Below are 15,264 nucleotides of genomic sequence, written 5' to 3'. Positions count from 1 at the left end.
GGCGCTCGGCTCAAGGGTCGGGTGACGGTCACTTGACGCTTCCGGCGGTCAGTCCCGCCTTCCAGTGCCGCTGCAGGGAGACGAAGGCGACGATCAGGGGGATCACGGCGAGGAGGGATCCCGTGACGACGAGCGGATAGAAGCTCGGCTCGCCGTGGGTGTTGGTGTTCCAGGAGTACAGACCGAGGCTCAGCGGGAACAGTTTGCGGTCGGACAGCATCACGAGGGGGAGGAAGAAGTTGTTCCAGATCGCGGTGAACTGGAAGAGGAAGATGGTCACGAAGCCGGGCATGACCATCCGCAGCCCGATCGACCAGAAGACGCGCAACTCGCCCGCTCCGTCGATACGGGCGGCCTCCAGCGCCTCGTTCGGGATGTAACCGGCGGAGAAGACCCGGGCGAGGTAGACGCCGAACGGGTTGACGAGGACCGGGATCAGCACGGACCAGTAGGTGTTGACCAGACCGGTCCTGGACGCCAGGAGATACATCGGCAGGGCGAGCGCCGTGGTCGGGACCAGCACACCCATCAGCACAAGGCCGAACAGCGTCTCCTTGCCCCGGAATTCGTACGTGTTGAATGCGTACCCCGCGGCGACACAGATCAGCGAGCAGACGACGGCGCCGCCGCCCGCGTAGATGAGGCTGTTGAGGTACCAGCGGAAGTAGATGCCGTCGCCGTAGGCGGCGAGGTTCGACAGGTTCTCGCCGAGGTTGAAGCCGTCGAAGGAGAACGCGTTGCCCGCGAGCAGATCACCGGTGTCCTTGGTGGCGGCGGTGACCAGCCAGACGAGGGGGAAGAGCATGTAGACGACCGCGAGGACCAGGAAACCGTTGACCGCCGTCCTGGACATCCAACGGCTCTTCGGAGCTGAGGAGTTCATGCCTTCCTGCCCTTCCGGCCGGTGAAGCGGGTGACGACGAAGGACAGCAGCGCGGCTGTGAGGGCCAGCAGGAGGGAGGCCGCGGCCGCAAGGCCGTAGTCGTTGCGTTCGAAGGCCGCGGTGTACGCGTACATGTTCGGCGTCCAGGTGGAGGAAACGGCGGATCCGGTGCCCTTGTTGAGGATCAGCGGTTCGGTGAACAGCTGCAGCGAGCCGATGACCGTGAACAGGGCGACCATCACGACCGAGGCGCGGATCAGCGGCACCTTGATGCTCAGCGCGATGCGCCAGGCGCCCGCCCCGTCGACCGTGGCCGCTTCGAGCACGGACCGGTCAATGGCCTGCAGCGCCGCGTAGAAGATCACCATGTTGTAGCCGAGCCACTCCCACAGGGCGATGTTGACGACGGACGGGAGCGCGCCCTCGGGGGAGAAGAAGTCGAAGCCCATACCGCCGGACTCCATGGCGCTGATGACCGGGCTGAGCTGCGGCGTGTAGAGGTACACCCAGATCAGCGCGGCGATGATGCCCGGCACGGCATGCGGCAGGAAGAGCGCGAGCTGGAAGAACCGGCGGGCGCGGGCCAGCGTGGAGTCCAGCAGCAGGGCGAGGGCGAGGGCCCCGATGAGCAGCAGCGGAATGTAGAAGAGGCAGTATCCGAGGAGTACGCCGAAGCCCTCGCGGAACGCCCGGTCGCCCAGCGCCGCGGTGTAGTTGTCGAGTCCGCTGAAGACGGTCTCGGTGCCGCCGAAGCCCAGGCCGGACTGTTTCTCGGTGAACAGGCTGAGCCAGACCGCGTAGCCGATCGGCACCACCATCGCCAACGTGAACAGTACGAAGAAGGGCCCCAGCAGAATGCCGGCGGCTCCGGTCGTCCGGGCGCGCTTCATCAGCCTGCGTCCTCGACCTTCAGACCGCGCTTCTTGAGCTCGGCGACCGTGGCGTCATGGCCCGCCCTGACCGCGTCGGTGATCGTCGTGCCGCCAGCCGCGACCTTGCCGAACTGGTCCTTGATGGCGGTGTTCGTCGTGCCGGTCGTCGGCCCCCAGGTCCAGTCGGGGCCGATGGACGTCGCCGCGTCCTCGAACACCCGGTAGATGTCCTCGCCGCCGTAGAAGTCCGCGTCGAAGGCCTTCTTCGCCACCGGGCGCAGCTCGGCTGCGGCCGGGAAGGCGCTCGACGTGCCGGACGCGATCCGGGCCTTGATGCCGTCCTCGGTGGTCGACATCCACGTGGCGAACTCGACCGCGGCCTTCGCCTTCTTGCTGGTCTTCGTCACCGCGAAGGTGGAGCCGCCGAGCATGCCGCTGGCCGGCTTGCCGTCCCAGCTGGGCAACGGGGCGACCGCCCACTTGCCGCTCTGCTCGGGCAGGGTGCCCTTCAGGACGCCTGCGCCCCAGGCGGCGCCGAGATAGCCGACGGTGCCGCCGCTCTTCAGGGAGTTGGTCCACTCGGGGCTGAACGAGGCGTTGGCGCGGATCAGGTCGTCGTCGAGCAGACCCTGCCAGTAGTCGGCGACCTTGTTGGTGGCCGCGTCGGTCGTGGTGATCTTCCAGGTGTCGCCCTCGGCCTTGTACCACTGGGCGCCGGCCTGCCAGGCCATCGCCTGGAACGTGGTCGGGTCGTCGGGGAAGAACGTACCGATGCGGGCCTTCTTGTCGGCCTTCTTGACCTTCTCGGCCGCCTTGCGGAACTCGTCCCAGGTGGTGGGGACCTCGACGCCGTACTTCTCGAACAGGTCCTTGCGGTAGTAGAAGGACTGCGGTGAGGCGTCGAAGGGGACGGCCCAGTTCTTGCCGCCGAGCGTCGTCAGCTCCACCGCCTGCGGCAGCAGCTTCTTCCTGATGTCCTCGGTGAAGTACTGGCCGATGTCCTGGAGCGCGCCCTGACTGACGTACTCCGGGAGCTGCGGGTACTCGATGGAGACCAGGTCGGGGGCGTTGCCCGCCTTCACCGCGTTGGAGATCTTGGCGTAGCCGCCCGCGTTGCCGGACGGGATCTCCTCGTACACGACCTTGATGTTCTTGTGCGAGGCGTTGAACGCGTCAACGACCTCCTTGGACCCCTTGGCCCAGCCCCAGAAGGTGATGCTGACGGGCTTGCCGTCGCTCCCGGGGGCGGCGCTGTCGTCGCCGCTGCCGCCGCAGGCCGTGAGTACGGCCAGGGCGGTGGCGGCGCCGACGAGGGCGAGGGACGTTCTGCTCGAACTGCGGCTCACAGCGAGGCTCCTGAACAGGCGACGACATTGGCGTTGGCCGTGATCTTTGAACCAGTCGTGACCGAAGTCAAGAGCGAAAGATTGATTGATCGAAAAAAGATCACATAAGTTACGTGCAGAAGCGGGAGGTGGGAGCTGTGGGAGGGGGCGCGGGAGAACGGGTTACGGAAGGGGCGAACCGCACGAGTCGCGGACCCGCAGCTGCGGCAGCAGCGTCAGATGGCGCCGCGGCGCGCCCGCGCCCTCACCCAGCCGTTCCACCAGTAGATCGGTGGCATGCCGGCCCACATCGCGCTTGGGCGGCGCCACCGCCGTCAGCGGTGTGTCCGCGAGCGCCGCCACTTCGTCGTCGTACGCGATCAGCGCCAGGTCGTCCGGCACCCGCACACCCACCTCGGCCAGGCGCTGCACCACCTGGATCGCGTCCACATCGTTGTGGATCAGCGCCGCCGTGGCCACCCCCGAGACGACCGCTTCGCGCAGCGCCTGCACCGCCTCCTCGAAGGCGTCGGGAGCCAGCTCCGCCGGTACGGAATCGATCACGTCCTGCGGTGCGCGCAGCCCCAGCACGGCCAGTGCCTCCGTGTATCCGGACCGCACCGCAATCGCTGTCGGAGAGTCCGCACGGGCCATCAGCAGCGGCGCCCCGTGCCCCAGTTCCACCAGGTGGCGCATGGCGAGCAGTACCCCGTGGGCATGGTCCGAGCAGACCCGGTCCAGGCCGTCCAGCCGCGAGCCCGCGGCGGGCCGGCGCTCCAGCAGCACCGTGGGCACGGGCAGCGAGGCGATCCAGTCGCCGAACGCCGCCGGGTCGCCGGGATGCTGCCAGCCGGGCGCGATCAGCAGCCCCTCGGCGCCCGCCGAGAGCAGACCCTCGGTGCGCGCGTGGTCCTCCTCGGGCCGGTAGTCCGAGATCCGCAGGATGAGCCGGGCCCCGGCCCGGGCCGCCGCCTCGTGCGCCCCGCGGATGACCTCGGCGAAGTAGTACGTCGCGGAGGGCGCGAGCATGCCGAGGACCAGCCCGCTGCCCGCGCCGGAGGCGGCGCCGGTGGCCGCGTGGTCCTGCGGCCAGGAGACCGAGCCGTGCACCCGGTCCAGCAGGCCCCGGCCCGCCAGATCCTCCACGTCCCGGCGCACCGTGACAGGCGAGACGCCCAGCTGGGAGGCGAGATCGGAGACCCGGGCCGAGCCCCGTTCCCGTACCAGCCCCAGCAGCCGGTCATGACGTTCAGCAGCGGTTTCGCGCACGGCAGCAGTCCCCTCGCAGTGATCCGACTCCGGGATCGACCCTAGTCCAGCGTGATCGAACGATGGCAGTTTCGATCATTCAAACGTAATCCATTGACGCTCGATCAATCCGAGTCCAGGATTCCGGCGATGCCGACTCGACCCTGACTGTTCGTACGGAGGAATTGTGAGACATCGCGTCACCGCCGCAGCGCTCGCGGCCCTGACTGCTGCCGCGGGTGTGACCGTCGCGGGCCAGGGAGCCGCACAGGCCGCGCCCACCGGCCGCACCTTCCATGTCGACTGCTCGGCCGACCCGGCCGGTGCCACCGGCAGCAGGCAGCATCCGTGGACCACCCTGGCCGAGGCCGGCGCCCGCACCTACGGCCCCGGCGACCAGCTGCTCTTCAAGCGCGGCACCACCTGCACCGGCACCCTTGCCCCGCGGGGCACCGGCTCCGCCCGCGCCCCCTTCACCATTGCCGACTACGGCAGCGGCGAGGCCCGCGCGAAGCTCGACGGCGCGGGCGCCCACGACGTCGTCCTGCTCTCCAACATGCAGTACCCCACCGGCACATCGGGGGTGGGAGAAGGAGCGGGGCTGGGTGCGTGCAGCTGCAAGGCGGAGGATTGAGGCATGGCGGAGCCGTGGTGATTGACGACAACGCGGCAGATGTGCGTGCCCAGCCCCGCGACGCCGCCTCCCATGTGCCGGTCGGTCTCATCCGCTCACCGTCCGACCGCCCTACTGCGGACCGTACTTGCGGCCTGTCTTGGAGGTGACCCCTCCGAGCAGGCCGCGCGGCGCCACCTTCACCAGCCCCATCAGCGCCTTGTACCGCGCGTCCGGGATCGACACCGACTTCCCGCGCGCCAGATCCGCCAGTGCCGAGTCGACCAGCTTGTCCGCGTCGAGCCACATCCAGCCCGGGATGTTGCCGGTCCCCATCCCCGCGCGCTCATGGAACTCGGTCCGTACGAAGCCGGGGCACAGCGCCATCAGCCGCACCCCCGAACCGGCCAGGTCCTTCGCCGCGCCCTGGGTGAACTGAACGACCCACGCCTTGGACGCGCCGTACGTCCCGCGCGGTACGAACGCCGCCACCGAGGCCACATTGACCACCCCGCCCCGCCCGCGTTCCTTCATCCCCGCCGCGGCAGCCGAGGTCAGCCGCAGCACCGCCTCGCAGTGCACCTTCAGCATCTTCAGCTCGTCCGCCATCGACACATCCAGATAGCGGCCCTTGTTGCCGAACCCGGCATTGTTGATCAGCAGATCGACAGGCTGCCGGCGGTTCGTCAGCCGCGCCTCGACCGAGGCGATCCCGTCGTCCTCGGAGAGGTCGGCGGTCAGCACCTCGGCCTCGATGCCGTGCCGGTCGTGCAACTCGGTGGCCTGTTCCCGGAGCCGCTCGGTGCTGCGCGCCGCCAGCACCAGGTTGTGCCCGTCGGCCGCGAGGCGCCGCGCGAAGGCGGCCCCGATTCCCGCGGTCGCGCCCGTAATCAATGCAGTCGTCATACGCGGCACGTTAGTGCCCCGCACCCCGCACTGATCACTCGCCGGGTGCCTGCGACTCCACGTACTTCAGGGCGGCGCGCAGCGTCTCGGGATGCAGTGCGTCCCGGGCCGTGAGCAGCTCCGGCAGCAGGTCCCGTCGCGTCGTCGCCGCCAGGAACTGCATCCGTACGGTGACGTCGTGGTCCGGCCGGTGCACGATCTCGACCGGGTCCCCGGCGCGGATCTCGCCCGGCTCGATCACCCGCAGGTAGGCACCCGGAGCGGCCGCCTCCGTGAATCGCCTGACCCAGCGCTTCTCTCCGAGGTGACCGGCGAACGTGCGGCACGGAATGCGGCCCGACGTCACCTCCAGGACCAGATCGGGTCCGATCCGCCAGCGCTCGCCGATCCTCGCGCCGCTCACGTCCAGTCCGGCGGTCGTCAGGTTCTCGCCGAACGCGCCGTTGGCCAGCGGGCGGCCGAGCGAACGCTCCCAGGCGTCGAGATCCTCGCGGGCGACGGCGTACACGGCCTGGTCCGAGCCGCCGTGATGGCGCAGATCGCACACCGCGTCCCCGGCCACCCCACTGCCGCCGCTGCCCTTGGGACCGGGATCGGTGACCCGCACCGGGCCGTCGGCCGGCTGCTTGTTGATCCCGGTCGCACCGCCGGCAGCGTCGGTGTAGTCGACGGCCTCGGGCCGTCCCGCATTCACAGTCAGCAGTTTCATGCGGCGAACGCTAGTGCCCCTCCCGGCAGGCTTTGCCCCGTCGCGCCGTCCGGCAGGCCCGCTCGCTGCGTCGGCCACAAGCCCTGGCAGCTCCTTCCCCACGCTGTCAGCCCCGTTCGAGCTGGGGAGACCCCACCCCAGGACGCCCGGCCGCCTTGCGATCGCACGCACTGGACGACGCTCCTCACGGGGCAGACATGGCCGGTCACAGCACTAGCGATCCCACCCTCAAAGGCGTATGCGAACAATTCGCATGTGTCCCAAGCTGCCCTTATGGTTGAGGAGTGATCGAAGCCCGTCATCTCCGTGTCCTGCGCGCCGTGGCCGCCACCGGCTCGTTCTCCGCCGCCGCGCGCGAACTGGGCTGCACCCAGCCCGCGGTCAGCCAGCAGATGAAGGCCCTGGAGTCCTCGGCCGGCACCACGCTGCTGATCCGCACAGGCCGCGAGATGCGGCTCACCCAGGCGGGTGAGGCGCTGGTGCGTCACGCGTCAGGCATCCTCGCCGGGCTGACCGCCGCCGAGGAGGAGGTCGCCGCGATCGCCGGGCTGCGGGCCGGCCGGGTCCGGCTCGTCTCGTTCCCCAGTGGCAGTTCCACTCTGGTTCCCGGGGCCCTGGCCGCTCTGCGCGCCGCCCACCCGGGGACGAGGGTCTCCCTGGTCGACGCGGAGCCGCCACGCTCGGTCGAGATGCTCAGGGAGGGGGACTGCGACATCGCTCTGGCGTTCCGCTACGGCGCCTCGGGCGGCGAATGGGAGGACCTGGTCGTACGCCCGCTGCTCACCGACCGGCTGATCGGCCTGGTTCCCGATGGGCACCGGCTGGCGGGCGCGGACGCGGTGGGGATCGGTGAACTGGCCGATGAGTCCTGGATCGCGGGCTGCCCGCGCTGCCGCCGGCAACTGGTGGAGGTCTGCGAGAAGTCCGGCTTCATTCCCCGGATCGACTTCGCCACCGACGACTACCCCGCGGTGATCGGCCTGGTCGGCGCCGGTCTCGGAGTGGCCGTGCTGCCGGAGCTGGCGATCGAGTCGGTACGTCCCAAGGGGGCCCGCACGGTGACGGTGGAGCCGGCCATCGAACGCCAGATCGTCGCGCTGACTCTTCCCGATCTGGCCCACGTTCCCGCGGTGGCAGCCACCCTGGACCAGCTGTCCCTGGCGGCCGCCCGCTAGGCCGGGGCCGGGGCATGCCACTGGCCCGCCCGCAGACATGCGGTGCAGGAACGTTTCTTCTGCTGTTGTACAAGGCGCGGAAGGATCGATCAGCCGTGTCCGGAGGGGGCGGCCATCCCAGTAGGCGCCGCCGCGATCAGCCGGTTGCGGGCCCGTCCCATGAGCTCCTCGCGCTCGTCCTCGGTCAGTCCGCCCCACACTCCGTAGGGCTCGCGCACTGCCAGGGCATGCGCCGCGCACTCGGCGCGTACCGGGCATCGCATGCAGACCTCTTTCGCCGAGTTTTCGCGGGCGCTCCGTGCTGCTCCGCGCTCACCTTCCGGATGGAAGAACAGCGAGCTGTCGACCCCACGGCAGGCCGCCAGCAGCTGCCAGTCCCACAGATCGGCGTTGGGTCCGGGAAGGCGGGAGAAATCTGCCATTGCTTGTCCCCTCGAAACCATCGTGGGTCGGAAACGTCGTTGTCGTTCGTCGTTGGACCGGTGCCCATGACCGTACATCTACGGTGCTAGTAGATGTAAATATGACTGATTGCGAATCTAGCCACAGACACCAGCAAAAGGGAAGAAAAGTGACTAAATGGGGCATACGTTCAAGTGAAGTTCGGTTGACGGCTTGACGATCCGCGCCGCTCTCCTCTGTGCACGGTCCCTCACGTAGAGTGCCGAACCCGCCCTGCGGGCCCGTAACTCTTTCGAGTGACCATCGTTGAGAGTGCGGAGGCGGTTGGCAGAAAAAGCGATCGGGCAGATGTCCGAGAGCGTCAACCGCACAGGTGACGACTTGTAACAGCCTGGAGGCTCAAGGTGACGCGCATCAGCTGCGGAGGACGGTCATGACATCCGTCCTCGTCTGCGACGACTCCCCGCTTGCCCGAGAGGCGCTCCGTCGCGCGGTCGCGACCGTGCCCGGCGTCGAGCGTGTGACGACGGCGGCCAACGGCGAGGAAGTCCTCCGCCGCTGGGGAGCCGACCGTTCGGATCTGATTCTGATGGACGTACGCATGCCCGGTCTGGGAGGTGTGGAGACGGTCCGGCGGCTGCTCTCCGCCGACCCCGGGGCCCGGATCATCATGCTGACCGTCGCGGAGGACCTGGACGGTGTCGCGCTCGCGGTCGCCGCCGGTGCCCGCGGATATCTGCACAAGGACGCCTCCCGCGCGGAGCTGCGGGCGACCGTCACCCAGGCGCTGGCCGATCCGACGTGGCGGCTCGCCCCGCGTCGGCTGCGGTCCGCCGAGATGGGTGCGGCGCCCACGCTCACCGCGCGTGAGATCCAGGTGCTGGAAGGGATGAGCCATGGCCGTTCCAACGCGGAGATCGGGCGCGAGCTCTTTCTCTCCGAGGACACGGTGAAGACGCATGCCAGGCGGCTGTTCAAGAAGCTCGGCGCCTCGGACCGGGCGCACGCCGTCGCACTCGGCTTCCGCTGGGGCCTGGTCCGCTGATGACCGGCCATGACCGGTAGCCGGCCGCTTCCCCGTCCGCACTTCGGCGGACGGGGTGACGGGGGCGGCAGGACGTCGATCGGCTGCTCGGCGGCCTCGGTATGTGACGCTTCCCGGCCGATGACGCATCCTTGAGATGTGGAGTTCCTCGGGAACGATTCGGTCGAGCGGAAGGGGAGGGCGCAGGACATGACTTCCGGCGCACCCGCTCATAACGCTTCGGTGCACAACTACGGACGCGGTGCCGCGGATGAAGCGGCGTCAAGGCACCATGGTCCGATGCGCGACGACGAGACGACAGTGATCGGTGCTCTGGTGCACCGCGCCGTCGACGGAGACGCCCAGGCCACCCATGATCTGCTGGCCCATGTCCACCCCCTCGCGCTGCGCTACTGCAGGTCCAGGCTGAACCGGTTGCCCGGTGATGCTCGCCACTTTGTGGAGGACCTGGCGCAGGAGGTCTGTGTCGCGGTGCTGATGGCGTTGCCGCGCTACAAGGACACCGGCAGGCCCTTCGAGGCTTTTGTCTTCGCCATCGCCGGCCACAAGGTCGCCGATCTCCAGCGGGCCGCGATGCGGCACCCGGGGTCGACCGCCGTGCCCTCCGACGAGATGCCGGAGCGGCCGGACGATTCACTCGGGCCCGAGGAGCGTGCGCTGCTCAGCAGCGATGCGGCCTGGGCCAAGAAACTCCTCGCCAATCTTCCGGAGAACCAGCGCGAGCTGCTGGTTCTCCGGGTCGCGGTCGGTCTGACCGCCGAGGAGACCGGACAGATGCTCGGCATGTCGCCGGGTGCGGTCCGGGTTGCTCAGCACCGCGCGCTGAGCAGGCTGCGCGCCCTCGCCGAGCAGTAGAGCGGCGTCGGATTTCCTCGTACGCAGGTTCCGTACGAAGCTACAGAACCTCTAGGTGATCTTGATCGTGGAATGAGACACCCCCGGAGGCCGTTAGCATGGACATCCGCACCGATCAAGACCATTTGGGGAAGGTGTCATGACTGCAAACGTCGACGGAGTGCCCGAGAAATTCGCGACGCTCGGGCTGACATACGACGACGTGCTGCTGCTGCCCGGCGCGTCCGACATGGCGCCCGATCAGATCGACACCTCCTCGTACATCTCCAAGAACGTACGGGTGAACATCCCGCTGCTCTCCGCAGCGATGGACAAGGTCACCGAAGCCCGCATGGCGATCGCCATGGCCCGGCAGGGCGGCGCCGGCGTACTGCACCGCAATCTCTCCATCGCCGACCAGGCCAACCAGGTCGACCTGGTGAAGCGCTCCGAGTCCGGGATGGTCACCGACCCGATCACGGTGCACCCGGACGCGACCCTGCGTGACGCCGACGAGCTGTGCGCCAAGTTCCGTATCAGCGGCGTGCCGGTCACCGACGCCGCGGGCAAGCTGCTCGGCATCGTCACCAACCGTGACATGGCCTTCGAGTCCGACCGTTCGCGCCAGGTCCGCGAGGTCATGACGCCGATGCCGCTCGTCACCGGCAAGGTCGGCATCTCCGGCGTGGACGCCATGGAGCTGCTGCGCCGCCACAAGATCGAGAAGCTTCCGCTGGTCGACGACGGCGGGGTCCTCAAGGGCCTCATCACCGTCAAGGACTTCGTCAAGGCCGAGCAGTACCCGAACGCCGCCAAGGACAAGGAAGGCCGACTGCTGGTCGGCGCCGCCGTCGGTGTCGCGGGCGACGCGTACGAGCGGGCCCAGGCGCTCATCGAGGCGGGTGTCGACTTCATCGTCGTCGACACCGCGCACGGCCACTCCCGCCTCGTCTCCGACATGGTCGCCAAGATCAAGTCGAACTCCTCGGTCGATGTCATCGGCGGCAACGTCGCCACCCGTGACGGCGCCCAGGCGCTGATCGACGCGGGTGTCGACGGCATCAAGGTCGGCGTCGGCCCCGGTTCCATCTGCACCACCCGCGTGGTCGCCGGTATCGGCGTGCCGCAGGTCACGGCGATCTACGAGGCCTCGCTCGCTGCCAAGGCGGCCGGTGTCCCGGTCATCGGCGACGGCGGCCTGCAGTACTCCGGCGACATCGCCAAGGCTCTCGTGGCCGGCGCGGACACCGTGATGCTCGGCTCGCTGCTCGCGGGCTGCGAGGAGTCTCCGGGCGAGCTGCTCTTCATCAACGGCAAGCAGTTCAAGTCGTACCGCGGCATGGGTTCGCTCGCCGCGATGCAGTCCCGTGGCGACCGCAAGTCGTTCTCCAAGGACCGCTATTTCCAGGAGGGCGTCGCCTCCGACGAGAAGCTCGTCCCCGAGGGCATCGAGGGCCAGGTCCCGTACCGCGGCCCGCTCTCCGCGGTCGTCCACCAGCTCACCGGCGGTCTGCGTCAGTCGATGTTCTACGTCGGCGGCCGCACCGTCCCGGAGCTCCAGGCCAACGGCCGGTTCGTACGGATCACCTCGGCGGGGCTCAAGGAGAGCCACCCGCACGACATCCAGATGACGGTCGAGGCGCCGAACTACAGCAGGAAGTAACGCATCACCACAGGTGAGGGGCGGTCCGGGCGTACCGGGACCGCCCCTCAGCCGTGTGTCGGGGATACTGGACAACGCAGACGTAGAGGGAAAGGCCACACCATCGTGACTGAGATCGAGATCGGGCGCGGCAAGCGCGGCCGCAGGGCGTACGCATTCGACGACATCGCCGTCGTTCCGAGTCGTCGCACCCGCGACCCGAAGGAGGTCTCGATTGCCTGGCAGATCGACGCCTACCGGTTCGAGCTGCCGTTCCTGGCCGCACCCATGGATTCCGTGGTCTCCCCGCAGACCGCGATCAGGATCGGCGAGCTGGGCGGCCTGGGCGTCCTCAACCTCGAGGGCCTGTGGACCCGGCACGCCGACCCGCAGCCGCTCCTCGACGAGATCGCCGAGATGCCCGTGGAGTCGGCGACCCGCCGCCTCCAGGAGATCTACGCGGCCCCGATCCAGGAGGAGCTGATCGGGCAGCGCATCAAGGAGGTGCGCGACTCCGGTGTCGTCACCGCCGCCGCGCTCTCGCCGCAGCGCACCGCGCAGTTCTCCAAGGCCGTCGTCGACGCGGGCGTGGACATCTTCGTCATCCGCGGTACGACGGTCTCCGCCGAGCACGTCTCGGGCGCGGCCGAGCCGCTCAACCTCAAGCAGTTCATCTACGAGCTGGACGTCCCTGTCATCGTCGGCGGCTGCGCCACGTACACCGCGGCCCTGCACCTGATGCGGACCGGCGCGGCCGGTGTCCTCGTCGGTTTCGGCGGCGGCGCCGCGCACACCACGCGCAACGTCTTCGGCATCCAGGTCCCGATGGCGACCGCGGTCGCCGATGTGGCCGGGGCCCGCCGCGACTACATGGACGAGTCCGGCGGCCGGTACGTGCACGTGATCGCGGACGGCGGCGTCGGCTGGTCCGGCGACCTGCCGAAGGCCATCGCCTGCGGTGCGGACGCCGTGATGATGGGCTCCCCGCTGGCCCGCGCGACGGACGCGCCCGGCCGCGGCCGGCACTGGGGCATGGAGGCCGTCCACGAGGACGTGCCGCGCGGCAAGCTGGTCGACCTGGGCTCCGTCGGCACGACGGAGGAGGTCCTCACCGGCCCCTCGCACACCCCCGACGGTTCGATGAACATCTTCGGTGCGCTGCGCCGGGCGATGGCGACGACGGGATACAGCGACCTCAAGGAGTTCCAGCGCGTCGAGGTGACGGTGGCGGACTCGCAGCACCGCCGCTGATTGTTGACGGACATACGGGAGGGCCCGGACCGCTCGAGCGGTCCGGGCCCTCCCGTATGAGCCGGATCAGTCCGCGGCCTTCTTGGCGCTGGAGAACGCGGCGAACGCGGCGATCGCGATGAAGACGTAGGTGAGCGGGCCGGCGTCGGCCTTCCACGCCTCGTTCAGGAGGCCGAAGTGGTCGAAGAACAGCTCGGAGACGGTGACCGGGAGCTCCTTCGCGGCGATCATCGCCTCACCGAGCAGCTGCCCGAAGTAGACGGAGACCAGCGCGAGCACCGCGCTGAGGACCGGGAGCGCGGGGTTGCGGCCGCCGACCTTGCCCGCTGCGAAGCCGATGAGGAAGCCGACGCCCACGGCCGCGTAGCCGATCTGGTGCTTGGTGGCGCCGATGATCGCGCCGTAGACGCCCGCGGCGACGACCATCGCGACGACGGCGGCGAGCAGGCCGAGACCGATGTTGTTACGGACGGGACCGGCCGGTGCGAACGGCGCGCCGCCGAACTGGCCGGGCTGGCCCGGCTGACCGGCGAACGGGTTGCCGCTCGGAACGCCCGGCTGCCCCGGCTGCTGACCGGCGTACGGGTTGCCGCTCGGAATGCCGGGCTGACCCGGCTGACCGGCGTACGGGTTGCCGCTCGGAACGCCGGGCTGACCCGGCTGCCCGCCCCCGAACGGGTTGCCGCCGGGCTGGGCGTCGTACGGCTGCTACGACTGGTTTGGCGGCGGCACGGGCTGACTCATGGTGGTATCCCCCTGGGACAGAAGCGCACGACTGTGCGAGAAGTGACGCCGCAGGCTAGCAGCCGCCTGCGACATCGCCCACCGAAATCCTTGGGGGAACTGCGCTCACAGCCGGTGTGCGGCTCCGGCCGGGGTGGCGCCGCGGGTGTCCAGAAGGAGCTGGGCTTTCACGGCGAGGCCCTGGAGGTCGTACGTACGGTGGTGCTGCAGCAGCAGCGTCAGGTCCGCGCTCGCCGCCGCCTCGTACAGCGAGTCCGCGCGCGGGACGGGCAGTTCGCGTACGCGCCAGTCCAGGACGTGCGGGTCGTGGTAGCCGATCTGCGCGCCCATGTCCATCAGCCGCGTCGCGATCTCCCGGGCGGGGGACGCCTCCTGGTCGGCGAGGTCCGGCTTGTAGGTGACGCCGAGGAGCAGGACCCGCGCGCCGCGGACCGACTTGCCGTGTTCGTTCAGCAGGGTGGCGCAGCGCTGGATCACGTAACTCGGCATCCGGTCGTTGATCTCCTGGGCGAGCGAGACCATCCGCAGCGGGCGGCCGGGGGTGCGGCTGCTGTACGGGAGGTAGCCCGGGTCGACCGGGGCACAGTGGCCTCCGACGCCGGGGCCCGGACGGAACGGCTCGAAGCCGAACGGCTTGGTCTCGGCGCACCGGATGACGTCCCAGAGGTCGACACCGAGGTCGTGGCAGAGCACCGCCATCTCATTCACCAGGGCGATGTTGACGTGCCGGAAGTTGGTCTCCAGAACCTTCGTCATCTCGGCCTCGCGCGGCCCGCGGGCGCGTACCACCTTGTCGGTGAGCCGGCCGTAGAACGCGGCGGCCGATTCGGTGCAGGCGGGGGTGAGGCCGCCGATGACCTTGGGGGTGTTGGCGTAGACGTGGACGCGGTTGCCAGGGTCGAGACGGCTGGGGGAGCAGGCGAGATGGAAGTCGCGTCCGGCGCGCAGCCCTGAGCCCTCTTCGAGGAGAGGGCGCACGAAACTCTCGGTGGTGCCGGGGGGGACGGCCGATTCCAGCAGGACCGTGGTGTGCGGGCGGAGTCCGGCGGCGAGGGCGCGGGTGGCGTCGGCGACGGCGGTGAGGTCGATGGTGCGGTCGGCGCCGAGAGGGGTGGGCGCGCAGATCACGGCGGTACGGACCCGGCCCAGTTCGGCCGGGTCGGTGGTGGGCCGGAAGCCCCCCGAGAGCATCCGGCGGATCTCCGAGGCGGTGAGGGCGCCTTCGACGGGGGTGCGGCCGGCGGAGAGCTCGGCGAACGGGTGTGGGTCGGTGTCGTAGCCGACGGTGCGGATACCGGCGGCGACGGCGGCTTGGGCGAGAGGCAGGCCGAGGTGACCGAGTCCGATGACGGCGAGGTCTGCGGGCATAGAAGTGGCCGTCCTTCCCTAAGACCATGAGAGCAGAAAGCGCAACCGCTGAGGACAGCGCAATGTCACACTAGGCGTAAATATGACCTATATGTCGCATTGTGCGAGGCTCGTCGCCCGGGTGTTGTCCACAGGCGGTGGCTGAAGTCGCGGACCGCGGACAGAATCGAGAGGCGGCTACGGGCGCCCGACCCCCCGGTCGGACCTCAGCCCCGTGCCGGACCCACCCCGATCTACCGGGAGGCAG

The 15,264-nt window shown here is 69.3% G+C and carries 15 protein-coding genes; 6 read left to right on the top strand and 9 right to left on the bottom strand.

Annotated features, from left to right (window positions below):
- Positions 1-28: 28 nt before the first annotated feature.
- The 4 genes from ACIBB8_RS11935 to ACIBB8_RS11920 form a co-directional block, all read right to left on the bottom strand.
- Positions 29-883 (bottom strand): carbohydrate ABC transporter permease, encoded by an 855-nt coding sequence (locus tag ACIBB8_RS11935; protein WP_398951049.1) that lies wholly within the window; start codon positions 881-883, stop codon positions 29-31.
- Positions 880-1,773 carry a carbohydrate ABC transporter permease gene (locus ACIBB8_RS11930; RefSeq protein ID WP_398951047.1) on the bottom strand — a complete coding sequence of 298 codons (894 nt, stop codon included), beginning with the start codon at positions 1,771-1,773 and terminating at the stop codon, positions 880-882. The genes ACIBB8_RS11935 and ACIBB8_RS11930 overlap by 4 nt, the downstream gene beginning before the upstream one ends.
- The gene (locus ACIBB8_RS11925; protein ID WP_398951045.1) at positions 1,773-3,101 is read right to left on the bottom strand and encodes an ABC transporter substrate-binding protein; all 1,329 of its coding nucleotides are present in this window, start codon (positions 3,099-3,101) and stop codon (positions 1,773-1,775) included. Before ACIBB8_RS11925 ends, ACIBB8_RS11930 begins: the two co-directional genes overlap by 1 nt.
- Positions 3,102-3,263: 162 nt before the next feature.
- Positions 3,264-4,349: a LacI family DNA-binding transcriptional regulator gene (locus tag ACIBB8_RS11920; protein WP_398951043.1), complete on the bottom strand. Its 1,086-nt coding sequence runs from the start codon at positions 4,347-4,349 to the stop codon at positions 3,264-3,266.
- A gap of 166 nt (positions 4,350-4,515) precedes the next feature.
- Between ACIBB8_RS11920 and ACIBB8_RS11915 the strand changes: the two genes are divergently transcribed.
- Positions 4,516-4,962, top strand: a complete 447-nt coding sequence (locus ACIBB8_RS11915; RefSeq protein ID WP_398951041.1) for a hypothetical protein — start codon at positions 4,516-4,518, stop codon at positions 4,960-4,962.
- 111 nt (positions 4,963-5,073) lie between these two features.
- On the opposite strand, the gene ACIBB8_RS11910 is transcribed toward ACIBB8_RS11915, so the two are convergent.
- Complete coding sequence (locus ACIBB8_RS11910; protein ID WP_398951039.1) at positions 5,074-5,847, bottom strand: SDR family NAD(P)-dependent oxidoreductase; 774 nt, start codon at positions 5,845-5,847, stop codon at positions 5,074-5,076.
- Positions 5,848-5,881: 34 nt separating this feature from the next.
- Entirely contained in the window at positions 5,882-6,556 is a 675-nt protein-coding gene (locus ACIBB8_RS11905; RefSeq protein ID WP_398951037.1) for an MOSC domain-containing protein, read from the bottom strand.
- A gap of 284 nt (positions 6,557-6,840) precedes the next feature.
- Between ACIBB8_RS11905 and ACIBB8_RS11900 the strand changes: the two genes are divergently transcribed.
- A complete protein-coding gene (locus tag ACIBB8_RS11900) occupies positions 6,841-7,731 on the top strand; it encodes a LysR family transcriptional regulator (protein ID WP_398951035.1) in 891 nt (296 codons plus the stop codon).
- Positions 7,732-7,820: 89 nt separating this feature from the next.
- On the opposite strand, the gene ACIBB8_RS11895 is transcribed toward ACIBB8_RS11900, so the two are convergent.
- The gene (locus ACIBB8_RS11895) at positions 7,821-8,153 is read right to left on the bottom strand and encodes a WhiB family transcriptional regulator (RefSeq protein WP_358860549.1); all 333 of its coding nucleotides are present in this window, start codon (positions 8,151-8,153) and stop codon (positions 7,821-7,823) included.
- Positions 8,154-8,566: 413 nt separating this feature from the next.
- Between ACIBB8_RS11895 and ACIBB8_RS11890 the strand changes: the two genes are divergently transcribed.
- The 4 genes from ACIBB8_RS11890 to ACIBB8_RS11875 all read left to right on the top strand — a co-directional run bounded on the left by ACIBB8_RS11890 (position 8,567) and on the right by ACIBB8_RS11875 (position 12,905).
- Positions 8,567-9,178, top strand: coding sequence for a response regulator transcription factor (locus tag ACIBB8_RS11890; protein ID WP_003948568.1), 612 nt, complete (start codon positions 8,567-8,569; stop codon positions 9,176-9,178).
- Between the two features lie 279 nt (positions 9,179-9,457).
- Positions 9,458-10,033: a sigma-70 family RNA polymerase sigma factor gene (locus ACIBB8_RS11885; protein ID WP_030084428.1), complete on the top strand. Its 576-nt coding sequence runs from the start codon at positions 9,458-9,460 to the stop codon at positions 10,031-10,033.
- Positions 10,034-10,172: 139 nt separating this feature from the next.
- Positions 10,173-11,675, top strand: coding sequence for an IMP dehydrogenase (gene guaB / locus ACIBB8_RS11880; RefSeq protein ID WP_398951032.1), 1,503 nt, complete (start codon positions 10,173-10,175; stop codon positions 11,673-11,675).
- A 105-nt stretch (positions 11,676-11,780) separates the two neighbouring features.
- Complete coding sequence (locus ACIBB8_RS11875) at positions 11,781-12,905, top strand: GuaB3 family IMP dehydrogenase-related protein (RefSeq protein ID WP_030914322.1); 1,125 nt, start codon at positions 11,781-11,783, stop codon at positions 12,903-12,905.
- A 66-nt stretch (positions 12,906-12,971) separates the two neighbouring features.
- Here ACIBB8_RS11875 and ACIBB8_RS11870 read toward each other — a convergent pair whose 3' ends face one another.
- Positions 12,972-13,331 carry a hypothetical protein gene (locus tag ACIBB8_RS11870; RefSeq protein WP_398951029.1) on the bottom strand — a complete coding sequence of 120 codons (360 nt, stop codon included), beginning with the start codon at positions 13,329-13,331 and terminating at the stop codon, positions 12,972-12,974.
- 423 nt (positions 13,332-13,754) lie between these two features.
- Positions 13,755-15,017, bottom strand: coding sequence for a nucleotide sugar dehydrogenase (locus ACIBB8_RS11865; RefSeq protein ID WP_398951027.1), 1,263 nt, complete (start codon positions 15,015-15,017; stop codon positions 13,755-13,757).
- Positions 15,018-15,264 lie beyond the last annotated feature (247 nt).

The sequence above is a fragment of the Streptomyces sp. NPDC051286 genome (assembly GCF_044455345.1).
Taxonomy (GTDB): Bacteria; Actinomycetota; Actinomycetes; order Streptomycetales; family Streptomycetaceae; genus Streptomyces.
Note: the sequence above shows the minus strand (reverse complement) of the source record. Positions and strands in the feature narration are given on the sequence as shown.